This window comes from Paenibacillus sp. V4I3 (assembly GCF_030817215.1).
Taxonomy (GTDB): Bacteria; Bacillota; Bacilli; order Paenibacillales; family NBRC-103111; genus Paenibacillus_E.
This window is the reverse complement of the sequence record NZ_JAUSZA010000001.1, coordinates 6870884-6886704: the sequence shown is the minus strand read 5'-3', so window position 1 is coordinate 6886704 and position 15821 is coordinate 6870884. Positions and strand designations below refer to the sequence as shown.

8 protein-coding genes are annotated in these 15821 nt (G+C 48.3%); all 8 read left to right on the top strand.

What is annotated here, in order from left to right:
• Nucleotides 1–33: 33 nt before the first annotated feature.
• The 8 genes from QFZ77_RS31665 to QFZ77_RS31630 all read left to right on the top strand — a co-directional run bounded on the left by QFZ77_RS31665 (nucleotide 34) and on the right by QFZ77_RS31630 (nucleotide 15758).
• Nucleotides 34–1551 carry a response regulator transcription factor gene (locus QFZ77_RS31665; RefSeq protein ID WP_307446036.1) on the top strand — a complete coding sequence of 506 codons (1518 nt, stop codon included), beginning with the start codon at nucleotides 34–36 and terminating at the stop codon, nucleotides 1549–1551.
• Between the two features lie 25 nt (nucleotides 1552–1576).
• The gene (locus tag QFZ77_RS31660) at nucleotides 1577–3400 is read left to right on the top strand and encodes a sensor histidine kinase (protein WP_307446033.1); all 1824 of its coding nucleotides are present in this window, start codon (nucleotides 1577–1579) and stop codon (nucleotides 3398–3400) included.
• Nucleotides 3393–4898 (top strand): response regulator transcription factor, encoded by a 1506-nt coding sequence (locus tag QFZ77_RS31655; RefSeq protein WP_307446031.1) that lies wholly within the window; start codon nucleotides 3393–3395, stop codon nucleotides 4896–4898. Before QFZ77_RS31660 ends, QFZ77_RS31655 begins: the two co-directional genes overlap by 8 nt.
• 334 nt (nucleotides 4899–5232) lie before the next feature.
• Nucleotides 5233–6225, top strand: coding sequence for an endo-1,4-beta-xylanase (locus QFZ77_RS31650; RefSeq protein WP_307446029.1), 993 nt, complete (start codon nucleotides 5233–5235; stop codon nucleotides 6223–6225).
• Between the two features lie 313 nt (nucleotides 6226–6538).
• Nucleotides 6539–10696: an endo-1,4-beta-xylanase gene (locus QFZ77_RS31645; RefSeq protein ID WP_307446027.1), complete on the top strand. Its 4158-nt coding sequence runs from the start codon at nucleotides 6539–6541 to the stop codon at nucleotides 10694–10696.
• Between the two features lie 179 nt (nucleotides 10697–10875).
• Nucleotides 10876–11955, top strand: a complete 1080-nt coding sequence (locus tag QFZ77_RS31640) for an alpha/beta hydrolase (RefSeq protein WP_307446025.1) — start codon at nucleotides 10876–10878, stop codon at nucleotides 11953–11955.
• 448 nt (nucleotides 11956–12403) lie between these two features.
• The gene (locus QFZ77_RS31635) at nucleotides 12404–14191 is read left to right on the top strand and encodes a sensor histidine kinase (RefSeq protein ID WP_307446022.1); all 1788 of its coding nucleotides are present in this window, start codon (nucleotides 12404–12406) and stop codon (nucleotides 14189–14191) included.
• Complete coding sequence (locus QFZ77_RS31630) at nucleotides 14184–15758, top strand: response regulator transcription factor (protein WP_307446019.1); 1575 nt, start codon at nucleotides 14184–14186, stop codon at nucleotides 15756–15758. Before QFZ77_RS31635 ends, QFZ77_RS31630 begins: the two co-directional genes overlap by 8 nt.
• Nucleotides 15759–15821: the final 63 nt, after the last annotated feature.

The window sequence follows — 15821 nt, the reverse complement described above, 5'->3', positions numbered from 1 at the left end:
GACATATCTACTCCCTGAAATGAGGTGTTTCCCATGTTAAGGGTCATGTTTGCCGATGACGAGCCCTACATGCTAGAGGGATTGCGGTCAATGATTGATTGGAATAAGCTAGGCTTTGAAATATGCGGGGAAGCGCCGGATGGCGAAGACGCATTAGCCATGATGGCGTCGACCCTGCCTCATTTGGTGCTGACGGATGTTCGAATGCCTGTCATAGATGGTTTGGAATTGATTGAACAAGCTTCCTGCCTGTATCCTGAAATGAAATTTATTATTTTGAGCGGATACGCGGATTTCGAATATGCCAAAAGAGCTATGCGACATGGTGTGGCCAATTATTTGATGAAGCCTTTAATTGAAGCGGAGCTTATAACTGCGGTTGAAGCGGTCGCGAATACGATCCAGGAGCGTGAAGCTCACAGCCAGTACGAAAGCGCTGTCTTGGGTTGCTTACGATTGGAAACGATTTCAAGGTTATTGCAGGGAGAAATCAGGCAGAAATGGATTGAGCAAGCAAACGCCTTGTTAGATCTTCATGAATGTTCAAGCTTCCGCTGCATCTTACTTGAACCTGACGTTCAGGCTCATGTCCAATCGGACCTGATACAGGTTATTGTGGATAGGATCAAGCTTCCTCAAGCGACATTACTTCCATTTGGGGTAGGCAAAGAACGGCATGGATTCTTGCTGGTCTCGGGGCCAGAGCAGCGCGATCTTTCTCCCGCAATGATTACAGAGTTAATTGCCAGTATACGAAATAACTGGGGCAGAGCGCTCTCGTTTTCGGTAAGCGGCGAACACAAGGGACCACATGCGTTAAAAGAAGCATTCCGTGAGGGACTTTTGGCCGAAATGTGCAAGTTCCCTTCTGGAACGGAAGGGATTTACATCTATCAAGGAGAGTGGTCAGCGGAGACGCTGCCTGCCTTTGTTGGAATGACGGAATCCATCCTAGCTGCCGTCGGGAGTGGGTGTCCAGAAACGGTGCGAGCCCACGTGCACCACTTATTCATCGCTCTTTCGAGGCAGTCCGTCTCCGGATCTTGGCTGAGCGCTTATTTAGGCAACATTAAGCTCGAAATTTTTAAGGTTGTTACCCAATCCGGAGGTGAGCATGTGTGGGCCCCGGATTGGTTCACTTCATACGTGCCAACGGATCTTGGCCTCTTGGAACGCAAGGTCATGCGGGAATTCCTGCAAGCTGCAGAGTGGATTGGCCTGAAGAAAGGCATAGGGCAAGATGCGGTCATATCCGCAGCGGAAGACTACGTCAAATCGCATTACAGCGAAAAGCTGCAACTCCAGCATGTCGCAGAGCATTTTCGGCTGAATCCGGCCTACTTTGGCCAGAGGTTCAAGAAACAAGTTGGCCTCACCTTCAATGAATATTTACATGTCGTACGAATTGACGAGGCCAAAAAATTACTTCGTCGTGAAGAACTGAAAATATCCGATGTCGCTAATCGTGTCGGCTACTCAGATTCTGAACAGTTCGTAACCAAGTTCAAGGCACTTACCGGCCTGTTACCCTCTGCCTACAAAAAGGGATGACCTACAACTGACAAGGAGATCGCATATGAGCCGGAGATGGAAGCTGTTAAGTATAGTTAATGATATTCCGCTGAAATTCAAGTTTCTGATCATTTACTTGATGTGTGTGCTGCTTCCCATTTTGTGTATAAACGGTTTATTTTACATGCAGGATAGCAAAAACACGGAACGTAGAGAGATGGACAACTTGCGAATTTCCCTGAATCGGGTCGGAAGTGAAATCATGCAAATGGTGAACGAAGGTGTCGTGATTGGCAACGCCGTATCCGCTGACCGTGTCTTTAATGAAATGCTTGAATATACGTACTCTGATAATGTCGCCTATTACGAAGAATACGATCGTTACCTCCGAGATAAATTGGGTCAGTATCCGAATATTTACCCATATATATCTTGGATTGGCGTGTATACCTCTAACCCAACGCTATCCAATGGTGGAAGTTACTTTGTGCTTAAGCCCAGTGATCTGCAGAGTAAATGGTACCAGAAGATGAACGAAAAGAAAGATAAGGTGACAGTGACCGCTTATTTGGATACGAATCCCATGAATCCCGAGGAGAAATTGGTATATGTCAGCATTAGTCGGAAGCTGGACAATTTCCCTGACCTTATGGCATTCTCCAAATATCTGCGCATCGATATTCGGATGGATAAGCTGCTGGAGCTGTTTGATAAAGAACACGACTACTTGCAAATCAAGCTCGTGGATGAGGAAAATCAGCTTGTTTTGGAATCAGCAGGTACATTTAAAGGTGTTGACCCTCTGTTGCAGATCCTGCCTGTATCTAGCGATAATCAGCTGGCAGGCTTACCTGGGAATAGCTTCGTCAGTCCTCTCAGTACCGCCAGTTACATGCTTAACTGGCGGCTGATCGGGATTCCGGAGGGAAGTCGAATCGCGGAGGAGAGGAAAGGGGTTATCCACTTTTTTATATGGCTGACACTCATCTCTACGATTATTCCGACGATATTGATTTATATCATTATGCATTCCTTTAATTTCCGGGTAAGAAAGCTCTCCAAACATATGCAATTGGTGAAAAACGAGAGGTTTGAACCCATCACGATGTATGAAGGGAAAGATGAGATCGGCAATCTTCTTCGCAGCTTTAATCTGATGACAGGCAAAATACGCAATTTAATCACTGACGTATACAAACTCGAAATTCAAAAAAAAGATTTGGAGCTCGAACGCGTGCAGGCAGAGCTGAAATATTTGCAAAGTCAGGTAGATCCTCATTTCCTGTTCAATACGTTAAACGCGATTCTCGTAGTCTGTAAGAAATATCGCTATGAGCATGTGACGGAAATCATACAAAACTTGTCCCAAATTCTGAGAAGGCTGCTAAGCTGGAAAGAGGACTTGGTAACCGTAGAAGAAGAGTTAAGCTTTACCGAAATGTACCTCCAGATCGAGAAATTCCGATTCCAAGATCGGTTTCACTATGAATTGTCCGTTGACGAATCTGTTCTCGCGTATCGGATCCCAAAGATGAGTATTCAATCGCTCGTAGAGAACTCTTGCAAGCATGGTCTTCAATCGGTTAAAGGGAATCGCAGGATTCGAATATCTGTAGAGAGAGCAGGAATGAACTTGCTCATGAAGGTCGAAGATAACGGAATCGGTATGAACAGTGCGAAGCTGGATGAGATTGTTCAGAGTCTATTTAAGGGAGAAGACAACGGCAAGAACATCGGACTTCGCAACGTGTACCGCCGCTTAAATCTGTTTTACGCAGAACGTTCTCTCTTCCATATTGAAAGTATCCCCTTCGAAAAGACAAGTGTTACGATTCAAATCCCTTTGAGTCTCATCAAGAACCAGGAGGAGGCTATTGGACATGTATAAAGTTATTTTTGCTGATGACGAGCCTTTTGCCTTGGAAGGGATAAGACTCATGATGGAGTGGGAAGAGCTTGGCTTTGAAATTGTGGGAATGTGCGAGAATGGCGAAGAAGCATTGGCCTGTATTGAAGCCTGCAAGCCCGATCTCGTGGTAACAGATATTCGGATGCCGGTGATTGACGGTTTAGAATTGATTGAAAGGGTGCAAAAAGCAGGCAGTGATCCGGTATTCATTATTTTAAGCGGGTACAACGATTTCGAATACGCTCGATCTGCCCTGAGGTACGGGGTTAAGCATTATTTGCTTAAACCAGCTTTAGATAGGGAATGGGATGCTATCATTCAACTTGTTATTCAGGAGCTGCAGCACCGAGAACAGCAAAAGGTACGAAATGACCTTGTTGCTAATCGTCTTGTACCGACTATGCTTGCTCAGATAATTAGGGGAGAAATTTCGGCAACGGACGAGACCGTAGGTGAGATACTGAATCCTTTGGTACTAGGAGATCAGGGATGGAGGTATATCCATTTCGAATGGTTGAGCGGCACAGAGCATGAACTGGATGCGAGGTACTTACAGTCGCAGAAAGTTTATCCCATTGATTTATTTGGGAATCAGGAGGGGCTTGTCATGCCGTCTGTCCCTGATATCAAGGAGTGGGCTCAACATGTATATGAAGATCTTCGTCAGCGCGGTATCGAATGCTGTCTTTCGATAGGACCACGGGTGGACTCCCTCCGACATATTGCAGATTCGTATGCAGGTGCTCTAGAGGCATCCGTGCATCATTTCTTTCATGTATCAGGGGGTCCACTCGATTACGAAACGATTCATCTCAGGCAAATTAGCTATGACCTCCATGCGGTTTCTATCGTAGACGACATTCACATTGCGATCGAGGCGCTTCAGGTGAAACGGATTGGCGAGCTGATTAAACAAATGTTTGTGATGCTGTCTGCTAACAAAACGGCTCGGGAAGTCGTCCATTTGTTGGTCATCCGCATTGTTCTGAAGAGCGCTGCCGTCATGCGGGAAATGGGCATCGATTCAGAGGCACTGCCTCGTGTTCGCGATTTTTTGAGAAGGGAGCATCGTTCCTTAAAAGAAGTGGAGGAATCCCTGCAGGTATATATGCAGCAGTATTTGAGCCAGTTGAAGCAGCATAAAGACAAATTCTCGGGCCATCCCCTTCGGGTTATTGAGCGTTATATCCAAGAACATTATCGGGAAACGCTAACGATTAAAGATATCGGAGAACGGTTCTTTATGAACCCGGTTTACTTAGGCCAAGCGTTCATGAAGAGGTGCGGCGTAGGCATGATTGAGTATATTCATGACCTGCGCATTCATGAGGCGAAGCGAATGCTCTGTGAATCGGATGAAACGATTCGCGTGATCGCGGAGCAGATCGGATACGCTAACTATCATCATTTCCTCAAAGAGTTTGAAAAACGTGTGTCCGACAAGCCCGCCGTGTATAGACAATTAAGCAAAGCGTAAAAGAACAGGGAGTGAATCCTACAGTCTGTGCCGTTTCTACGAAGGACGTGTATTTCTTTTCTAAGAGATACACGTCTATTTGCGTAGATAAGAAACTATAAGTTTTATTACACTTCGCGTCATCAGTCTTGACAAACGCGCTCGTCCTAGAAGGACGACGGAGTCGTTTATCCTTGTATGAGTGTGACTGGAAACATCGCATCCAATTGTTAATGCTTTTTAAGAATAGGGGGGAGAGACCTTTAATCTGTGAATGGTAAGAGTATTCAGATTCTATATCATATAACATAGATGGCCTGTTTAAACAGGATATGATGAGGAGGCTTGCCAATCCATGAACAACAAGGTACCGAACTTGCACGAGGCTTTTAACGGAATATTCAGAATCGGGGCCGCCGTTAGCACGAAGACCATCCGATCCGAGGGGGATTTCATCGCCCGGCATTATAACAGCATTACCGCGGAAAACCAGATGAAGTTCGAGGAGATCCATCCTGAGGAAGATCGGTATACGTTTGAGGCGGCGGATGAAATAATGGATTTTGCTTGGCAGAACAGGATTGCCGTCCGGGGGCATACGATGGTCTGGCATAATCAAACCTCCGATTGGGTGTTTGAAAGCCCTTCCGGCGGTCCAGCCAGCAGAGAACTGGTACTCTTACGGATGCAGGAGCATATCCGTACGGTAGCCAGTCGTTACAAGGGGAGGGTTTATGCGTGGGACGTGGTCAATGAGGCGATCGAAGATAAGGCGGAACTGGTGATGCGGAGTACCAAATGGCTGGAGATTCTCGGTGAGGATTATATCCGCTATGCCTTCGAGGCAGCACATGAAGCCGATCCGAATGCGCTTCTGTTCTATAACGACTACAACGAGACAGAGCCGGTCAAGCGGGATAAGATTTATAATCTCGTCCGTTCCTTGAAGGAGAAGGGGGTTCCGATCCACGGAATCGGCATGCAGGGACATTGGAACATCCATGGTCCTTCCCTGGATGAAATCCGGCAAGCGATCGAGCTTTACGCATCCCTCGATCTGGAGCTTCACATCACCGAGTTGGATCTTTCCATGTTCCACTTTGACGACAGAAGGACCGATCTGACGGTGCCCACCGAGCAAATGGTGCAGCTGCAGCTGCAGCGGTACGAGGAAATCTTCGGGCTTTTTAAGGAATATCGGGATGTCATTACGTCGGTAACGTTCTGGGGAGCGGCTGACAACTATACCTGGTTGGACAACTTCCCAGTTCGCGGCCGAAAGAATTGGCCGTTTCTGTTCGATGGGGAATTTCAGCCTAAACAAGCATTCTGGCGTGTAATCAGATAAGCAATTTTGGATCTGAAGCGTCATCGCCGCTCCGGGGGCCAAGGCCAGGGCTATGAGCTTGTGACGGTCAGCCGGCTGGTGGAATTAAGCAAGACGGAGCAGGAAGTCATCGACAAAGGGGTCGTCCCGTAGGTCAATTTATGACCTTTTGGGACGATTTCTTTTTATTAGTAAGAGGGCTAATGTTTAATACATTCTACGCCATAATTGAGGGGGGATTATTCTTTATTTTGAGTATGTGAAGCCAATTACCTAAGTTGTAAAATGAAATTGGAATAGATTGTAAGCGATTGCAAGAAAGAGGAGGATGCTTGTGAGAAAGAAAATGAATGTATGGATGGCAATCGTGCTGCTGTTTGGGATGATCGCCCCCCAGCTGCTAGCACCTTTGGAGGCAGCAGCCAGCGGATCGGTGGTTTTGTCCCAAAGCTTTGAGGATGGCCAAACAGGCGGCTGGGTAAAGGTGCCTTGGAAGGGGGACGGAAGCGTTGCCATAACGTCGGCAACATATTCCGAAGGATCCAAGTCCTTGGTGATGACGAACCGTGCTGCAAGTAGCAGCAGCCCGTTCTTGGATTTGACTTCGTTGACGAAACCCGGGCATACGTACGATTTATCGCTGAAGCTTAAACTCGGAGCAGGAACCGACACCTTTCATATCGCTTCTAATGTCGCCGCCGTCTCGCTGACTAACCAATATCCTTGGCTGGTAGGGGATAAATCGGTTAGTTCCACAGAATGGACCACCTTTGAATGGAAGGGGTACCAGCTCCCGAGCGATACCACGGGGTTCAAAATATGGGTTGAGTCGAATAATTCCACCACGACGGAGGATCTCTATATTGATGAAGTCTCGCTAACGGACGTCACGTCGATTGATCAACCGGGGATCCAATCTACTTTTGAAGACGGGCAGGGGGAATGGGTACGTAGGAACGGATCCGGCAATATTGGCATATCGTCGGTTGACAATCACACCGTAGGCGGCTCCGCGAGCTTGCTGACTATGGTAACAAAGCAATATGACGGACCATTGCTTAACGTCCTGGGGGATATGTCTGCGGGCAACAAATACAATTTGTCCGCATGGGTAAAAATGGCTTCGGGGCAGTCCCCCACTGTATTGCGGCTCTCTGTACAAAGCGGTGACAGTTCTTATGCCAATGTTTCATCTAACGTGACGGTGACATCTGATCAATGGGTACAGTTGACCGGCACGTTCACGTTAACAAGCACTCCGACTGTTTTGAATGCATACGTGGAAGTAGCCGACCAGTATAGCGATGCAAGATCCTTCTATATGGACGATTTCGATTTGTCCAATGTGGGCCAAGTAGCCGGACCAAAGCCGATTCAAACGGATATTGATCATTTGAAGGACGTCTATGCGGACAACTTCAAGATCGGTGCTGCGGTGACCGGCGACCAGCTTACTTCCGATGTCCACACACTTCTGGATTATCACTACAGTTCCATCGTCGCCGAGAACGCCACAAAGCCGGGCTCTCTGGAACCGACAGAAGGGCAATGGAACTGGACGGAAGCAGACAAGACTGCACAGTATGCCAAGGATCACAATATGAATTTCCGGTTGCATACTCTTGCTTGGCATTCACAGGCTGCGGAATGGATGTTTAAGGACGCCCAAGGCCAGCCGCTTGCAGCAACACCTGAGAATAAACAGCTGGTGCTGGAGCGTCTCACGACTTATATCCAAACCGTTGCGCGTCACTTCACTGACATGGAAGTACCGATCAATGCCATCGATGTTGTAAACGAAGTCATTGATCCGGGACAGGCGGACGGCATGCGGAAGAGCGAGTGGTATAATCTGACTGGCCTGGACTTCATCCGAACAGCTTTCACAGTTGCTCGGCAAGAGTTCCCGAACTCTAAGCTGTATATCAACGATTATGGTACGCAGGATCCGGTCAAACGCGATTTCTTGTTTAATTTGGTAACGAAGCTGAGAAAAGAGGGAATTCCGATTGACGGTGTAGGCCATCAAACGCACATCAGCATCGGCGGCCCCTCTATCGAACAAATTTCCGATTCCATCCGGAAATTCGGAGAAGCCGGATTCGACAATCAGATCACAGAGCTTGACGTTTCCGTTTATACGGGTAGCTCAACAACCAGCTTTGACGAGAACATGCTTATTAAACAAGGGTACCGCTACAAACAATTGTTCCAAGAGCTGGTTCGACTGGACAACGAGGGCAAACATGCCGACCCGAACACTCCAGCATATAATCCTGACGGATGGATCAGCAATGTTACGCTATGGGGGATTGCAGACGATCATACTTGGCTGGACAACTTCAATAATATCATCCGTAAAGATGCCCCACTTCCGTTTGACGTGAAGCATCAAGCGAAATACGCGTATTGGGGAATGATCGAGGCAGTAAAGACGGTAACGCCTACTCATCTTCCCATTACTCCAGAAACAGCACTCACAGCTCAAGGTACACCTGTAAACGCTTCAGATTCGGTTTGGAATACGATTCCGACAATCAAGACCCAACAAGCAGGTACGCTGCAGGCTCAAGTGAAAACGTTGTGGGATGACCATAACCTATATGCCCGTGTAGCAGTCAAAGACAGTACCAAAACCGCAACGGATAAAATCGATCTCTTCGTAGATAACAATGGAATCCAGAAGTATACATTCGCACGAAATGATGCTCATATTACGGAAACCACCGACGGTTATGTACTGCAAGCATCGATCCCATTGGCAGGCACCTTAGGCAAGCAAGTGAAGTTTGACGTAAGAGTGACCGACATGGGAACTAATGACGGTACGGAGCATGGCAGCAACGGCGTCATCGTTTCCTGGAGCGATCCACGGAACGTCCAAGACAGCGATACAGCAGGTTACGGGGTCTTGACTTATATGGATGCTACCAAGGCGGGAAAAGCTGTTTACGGAACCCCCACCATCGACGGTGAACTGGACAGCACGTGGGCGAACGCACCGGTTTATTCCACCAACGTCATGGTAGAACAACATAACAACGCAGTCGCCAAAGCTCAAATCCGTACGATGTGGGATGAACATAACCTTTATGTTTATGCCGTCGTGCAAGATAGCAAATTGAACGATGCTAACGCGAACCCATGGGAGCAGGATTCGATTGAAATCTTCGTTGACCAAAACAACGGAAAAACGGATAGCTACCAAATCGACGACGGCCAATACCGAATCAACTTCAAGAATGTGAAGACCGTTGGCGGTCATGCAACCCAAGACAACTATACATCGGCCACCAAACTCATTGATGGAGGCTACGTTGTAGAAACGGCAATCGCGCTGGATACGATCACTCCTGCTGCAGGAACCATGATCGGATTCGACCTCCAAGTCAATAATGCTCAGGACAGTGGAAGCCGGGAAAGCGTATTTTCATGGAGCGACCCGTCAGGTCAATCCTATCAGAATACCTCGAGATTCGGCGTTCTGACGTTTGAGCCGAAGCTTGCACCGTCCCAGACCGGTTCTACCTCGAGCCCCACACCGGACGAATTCTTTAAAGTGGACGTCCAAAAGGGCGGCAAGGTCGAACAAAATGGGGCGACCATTGATTTGCCGGCCGGAGCCATTGGCAAAGACGTTATCGTGGTCGTCAAAAAGCTGAGTGATCCTTCGAAGCTGAATAACGACCCGCAATTGAAGCTAGCCGGAGATGTGTACGAGATTACTAAGGACGTGGCAGGAGCGTTCCAGAAACCAGTCACTATTACCCTGCCGTTCAAGACTGGCTTGTTGGATGATGAACATGAGGTGGCATTGTACTGGTACAATGAAGAAACCGACAAGTGGGTCAAACTGGACGACATTAAGGTCGACCGGGAGAAAGGCACCGTTTCCGGCAGCGTGACACACTTCACCAAGTTTGCAGTATTGGCGGCAGAAAAGTCCGCATCGTTCAAGGTTCCGGCCTTGACCGATATTAAAGGACACTGGGCCGAAGCAGGGATCCAAGCCCTTGTGAAGGCCGGTGTGATCGACGGTTACCAAGACGGTTCATTCCGGCCTGAAGCAGCTGTAACAAGAGCCGAGTTCGTATCCATAATCGTCAGAGCTTTCCACCTGACGGCAACAGGCGGAGCTGGGTTCTCCGATACCGTCAGCCACTGGGCGAAGGATGCAATTGCAATAGCATCCGCCCTAGGGATTGTAGTCGGCTATGAGGACGGAACCTTCGGCCCGTATGACAACATCACCCGGGAACAAATGGCCGCAATCCTGGCTCGTGCCGCACAATTGGCATCTGCCAACAGCGGTTTGGACTATAAGGACAGCGGCGACGTCTCCGCCTGGGCCAAAGGATTGCTTGCGGCTTTGACAGCCAAAGGTGTGCTGAACGGCTACGAAGACGGTACGCTGAAGCCGAAGGCTTTCAGCACCCGCGCAGAAGCGGCGGTTATCATCATTAGGATTTTGGATGCTCAACAGGTGCAATAACGCCAGCAAGGAATAGAAGGAAGGCTGTCCGCACGTGGATTTCATGTGCGGCAGCTTTGTTTTGGGGCTTCCGGAGAGGGGGTAACCTTGTGGCGTAAATTAAGCCGTTTTTATAATTCTAAGGGATTCCTTAATCTTAATGTGGAAAAAATATATATCCGAAGGGACAATAATGATCCATGAAAAGCATGAATGTGACGGCAGTGCCTTCCAAATATCTTATGTCAGTTAATGAAGAGCTTCAAGGTACGGTTCAGGAGGTTTCCTATAAGGTAGGCAACTATATTCATTTTTCTCGACAGCTGGTAACGGATCGGAACATCGAGATCAGTGAAGCAGGAAGAGAAACCGTTGCGGGAGATGCCATATTGAAGAAATGCAACGTCTACTTGCCTGCGGGTTATGACCCAAACGACACTACTGTTAGATATAATGTATTGTATTTGCTTCATGGAGTAGGCGGGGATCAATTTGAATGGTTAAGTAGTAACGGTAAGGTTGACGGACGATTTATCATTTGCAATATACTTGACAATCTTATTGTAAACGGCGATATCGATCCGCTGATCGTCGTATTTCCCAACGGAAGAAGCGCGTACGACTGGACGGATAGCTCCTTCAATTCCGAAGGAACCAATATGCTGGGATTCTATTACTTCGATTATGAGTTGAGATACGATCTGATTCCATTTATAGAATCAAACTACAAAACCTACGCAGATATAACAGTCACTTCACGTGAGGGAATCATATATAACCGCACGCGCAGAGCGATCGCCGGGCTTTCGATGGGGGGAATGCAAGCCTTGAATCTGATCCTCGGCGGTTACCGACATGATTCGACGCGAATCACCTGCACAGAGAGTCCCTGGAACAACGGGTTGGATAAGACTGTGCTCGCGCCAGGCATGATAGATTTGTTCGCTTATGTCGGAGCTTTTTCAAACGCTCCTACGTCGAGTGATGGCATAACTCTTGGAGTCAGTCTCACATCATGCGTCCATAATCTTCATTTGCTATATACCACCTGTGGCGATTCAGACGGAGTAGCAAATGGCAGCTATGCCAAATCGGTTGAGGGGCTCACGGACACTGCGGGTGATTTTGTAGGTGATTATTACCAGGTCCTTCTAAAGAATGGTGTTCATGATTTCAATGTATGGAACAACGGTGCATATAATTTTATCCGGTTATCTTTTGGGAAATGTGAAGAGCATGAAAAGCCATCTGTTGTCAGGTTGACACTCCATTCATTTTAACTGAACATATACAGGGAGGTCTTGATCTGGGGCAGGGCCGTTCCCCTAAGCAGAACTTATAGGCAGGCGTGGAATCCTTCAAGGGCGGATGATGGCCATCACCGCTTCGAGGGACGACTGCAGTTCGGCGCTTCATTTGCAAGGAATAGAAGGAAGGCTGCCGCATGTGGATTCCATGTGCGGCAGCTTTGTTTTCTTGCACTTTAAAACTTATTTGTCATCCAACCAAAAGTATTTATTGTACTGTAAGCAGGCGGGCCATAATGCAACGTCGATTTTTTTGTGTTAGGATAAAAATATCTAATTTTCACATGAAATTTCGATGAATCCACCGGGTGGGATGCTTTCGAAAGTTTTTTTATAATTATATAGCCCTATAGCAGAAGCATGAAACTAATATATTTCACAAATTGAAAACGCTATCAAAAAAAAGGGGGGCGAGGTGCTTATGAAGTGGATAGACAAAACAAACAACATTCACATGAAAAAGAAGTTGATCATTTCATTCATCCTTGTCGTCTTTATTCCGGTCGGGATCGTGGGCGCTTTGCTGACCCAATCGCTCCGCCAGACGGCACTTAACGATGCGGTCCAGCAAACGTCGAACGACGTGGAGAAGGTGAAGACACGCATCGGCGAGATATTGAAACTGTCGATCGAGATTTCTAATAAGTTGGCGACGGACCCGCGATTGGAAGTTCTCGTCAATAAGCGTTACGAATCGAACTATTCTGTTGTAGAGGCCTATAGAGAATATCGGGAGTTCGAGCAATACGTGCGGCTGTATAAAGAAATCGCCAACATCCGGTTGTACGTGGATAATCCGACGCTGCTGAATAACTGGTACTATTTACAGCCAGAGCCGTCGATTGCGAATTCGGAATGGTACAAAGCGACGATAAAGAACTCGGATAAAATCGGATGGTATTACATCGGAGACGAAACGAAAGGCGATAGTGCTTACCTGAGCCTCGTGCGTCGCGTCTATTTTCCGAATTACAGAACGACCTGCGTGCTCGTCATCGATATCAGCCCAACGCAGCTGAACGGAATTCTGAGGCAAGAGCAGTTCGATACGATGGTCATCGATGGGAACGGATATATCGATGCTGCCAAAAACACGGACCTCGTGGGCAAGCATATTCGCGACTTTCACATCACCCAGGAAATGCTGGAGAAACCGAGTGGCACGTACCAAATCGATTACAACGGGAAAACGTCGAAGCTCATTATAGAGTCCCTCATTCCGGACGTGAGTAGTAACGGCTTGAAAATCATATCCGTGTTTTCGGTGCAAAGCATCGTTAAGGGAGCGAACCGGATCAGCATGTTCGGACTATTCATTATCATCATGAGCTTGTTAATCGCCTTGGTGTTCATCTATATTTTTTCCTCCCTGTTGTCGAAGCGCATCTTTCGTTTGAGCAAGCAAATCAATAAGGTGGCTCTAGGCGATTTGCGTGCCAGCTCAGTGATTGATGGTGACGACGAAATCGGGCAGCTGTCACGGCAATTCAATTATATGGTCGGCAATATCCGCGAGTTGATGGAGGAAGTGACCGAATCGAACCGACAAAAAGCGCAGCTGGAGCTCAAGCAGAAAGAAATCAAACTGAAAATGATGGCCAGCCAGATCAATCCCCATTTCTTGTTTAACGCCCTTGAGTCGCTGCGGATGAAGATTCATTTGCGGGGGAGTGCGGATATTGCCGACATCGTCAGGGTGCTTGGGAAACTGATGCGAAAGAGCCTCGAGATCGGAAGCGGTACGATTAAACTTGGTGAAGAGCTGGATATGGTCCGATGTTACTTGGCCATACAACGATTCCGTTACGATGACCGCCTTGTCTACGAGCTTGAGCTCGACCCGACATCAAGCGAAATCCAGATTCTGCCGCTCGTCGTGCAGCCCCTGGTGGAGAACGCAGTGATTCACGGGATCGAGAATAAAGAAGAGGCGGGCTTCGTACGGATTCGTACGGAGCTTAAGAATGACGCCTTGTATGTGACTGTTGCCGACGATGGCGCCGGAATTCCGGAAGCAAGGTTGAATGCGCTGATCTACTCGCTGGACGACCCCGAAGATGGAAAGAATCACCGCATTGGCCTGCGCAACGTGCATCAGCGGCTTATCCTTACTTATGGAGAGCAATACGGACTCCGCATCGTCAGCCGGGAAAATGAAGGGACGGAAATTAATTTCATGATACCGATTGGAGGAGATTCACATGTATAAAGTTATTCTCGTAGACGATGAAAAAGCGATACGCCAAGGCTTGAAGGCGATTATCGACTGGCAGCGGCACGGCTTCGAGGTGATCGGGGAGGCGGGCAACGGCCGGGAAGCGATGCTCCGGCACCAGGAGTTGAAGCCCGACCTTATGGTCATGGATGTCCGCATGCCTGGGATGGACGGGCTGCAAGTTATCGAAGAAATTCGCAAGTCCGATAAGGAATGCCAATTTATCATTTTAAGCGGCCATGCTGATTTCTCGTACGCCAAGCGCGCGATTTCATGGGGAGTGAACGCCTATTTGCTCAAGCCAGTAGATACGGATGAATTCGAAGATGAGCTTGACAGGATCGGCGGAGTGCTGAGAGAGGCCTCCGGATCGCTGCAAAAAAAGGAACAGACGTCGGCGCAGCAGCTCGAGGATCAGATCGTATCGCTGCTAATGTATGATGAGGAGGGACACCGTACGGCGATGGAACAGCTGAAGGAGCCGGAACTCGATTGGTGTTCGTATCGGGTAATGCTCTTGAAGCTGCATCCGCCGCTTGGCAGTCATGTAAACGGTCGGGCGGAAGTCAAGAGAAAGCTGGCAGAGCGTTTTGAGTCGTCGGGTACAGGCATCGTATTCGCCGCAGAGCCCTTTGTAGGCGTTCTGCTGAATGAGAGGGCGCCAAATAAGCTACAGGCCAATTCGATGTATCTGGATTTGGAGGAATCGCTTCTGGAACTGAACGGCGGCTTCTCCGCAGCGGCGGGAGAACCGGTGCATCAGCTCGCCGACATCGGTCTATCCTATTCGCAGGCTGTCAGGCTGCTGAAGGAAGAGTTCCTGTTCCGCGGAGAACGGAGGGTCATCCTTAAGCGTCCACCGCTCAACCTTGCCGCTAATGGCGCAAGAGATGGCGAGCCGACTGGACCCGATATAAACGCTTTGGCGGATAAGCTATTTTATGCGCTCGATATCGGCAGCAAGGACGCAGTTCGGCGCATTCTGGATGAAGGGGGGCAGTCGATCGCCGCGTACGACGGCGCGGAGCAAGCGATGAAAACAGCTGTCTCGCAATGGATATCGCTCGCATTGACCAAGCTGTCGAAGACAAGTGATACCGCCTTCACCGCCGCACAAGATGCCCTTTCGATAGTCACAGAAATTTATGAGCAGCCTGATCTTCGGTCGTTGCGTCAGATGCTTGAGGACAGGTTGCTCGGACTGACGGAGCGTATAAGCACGTTCAGCAGCGAGTCTGCCATCAAGCAAATTCTTGATTTCGTGGAGCGTCATTACGCTGAGAACTTAAAGCTTGAGACACTCGCCGGGTTATTCAATTACAATAGCGGGTACTTGGGGAAGATGTTCAAAAGCTTCACGGGCGAGACCTTTCACAACTATTTGGACAAAGTCCGAATCCGGAACGCCAAACATCTGTTGGCCGGCGGGCTCAAGGTGCACCAGGTAGCGACGCGTGTCGGGTATGCCAGCGCCGATTATTTCCATTTGAAATTCAAAAAGTATATAGGCGAATCGCCGTCCCGCTATAAGATGAAGCCGACCAAAACCACTTCGGGGTGAAACCGTGCAGCCATGTTCTGCATGTCGATTTTTGATAGGATACAGCGTCCCCATCTTCGTTCA

Bases quoted from the DNA above. Each gene is read 5' to 3' on its own strand.
- QFZ77_RS31665 (WP_307446036.1), top strand. From the start codon at position 34: ATGTTAAGGGTCATGTTTGCCGATGACGAGCCCTACATGCTAGAGGGA.
- QFZ77_RS31660 (WP_307446033.1), top strand. From the start codon at position 1,577: ATGAGCCGGAGATGGAAGCTGTTAAGTATAGTTAATGATATTCCGCTG.
- QFZ77_RS31655 (WP_307446031.1), top strand. From the start codon at position 3,393: ATGTATAAAGTTATTTTTGCTGATGACGAGCCTTTTGCCTTGGAAGGG.
- QFZ77_RS31650 (WP_307446029.1), top strand. From the start codon at position 5,233: ATGAACAACAAGGTACCGAACTTGCACGAGGCTTTTAACGGAATATTC.
- QFZ77_RS31640 (WP_307446025.1), top strand. From the start codon at position 10,876: ATGAAAAGCATGAATGTGACGGCAGTGCCTTCCAAATATCTTATGTCA.
- QFZ77_RS31635 (WP_307446022.1), top strand. From the start codon at position 12,404: ATGAAGTGGATAGACAAAACAAACAACATTCACATGAAAAAGAAGTTG.
- QFZ77_RS31630 (WP_307446019.1), top strand. From the start codon at position 14,184: ATGTATAAAGTTATTCTCGTAGACGATGAAAAAGCGATACGCCAAGGC.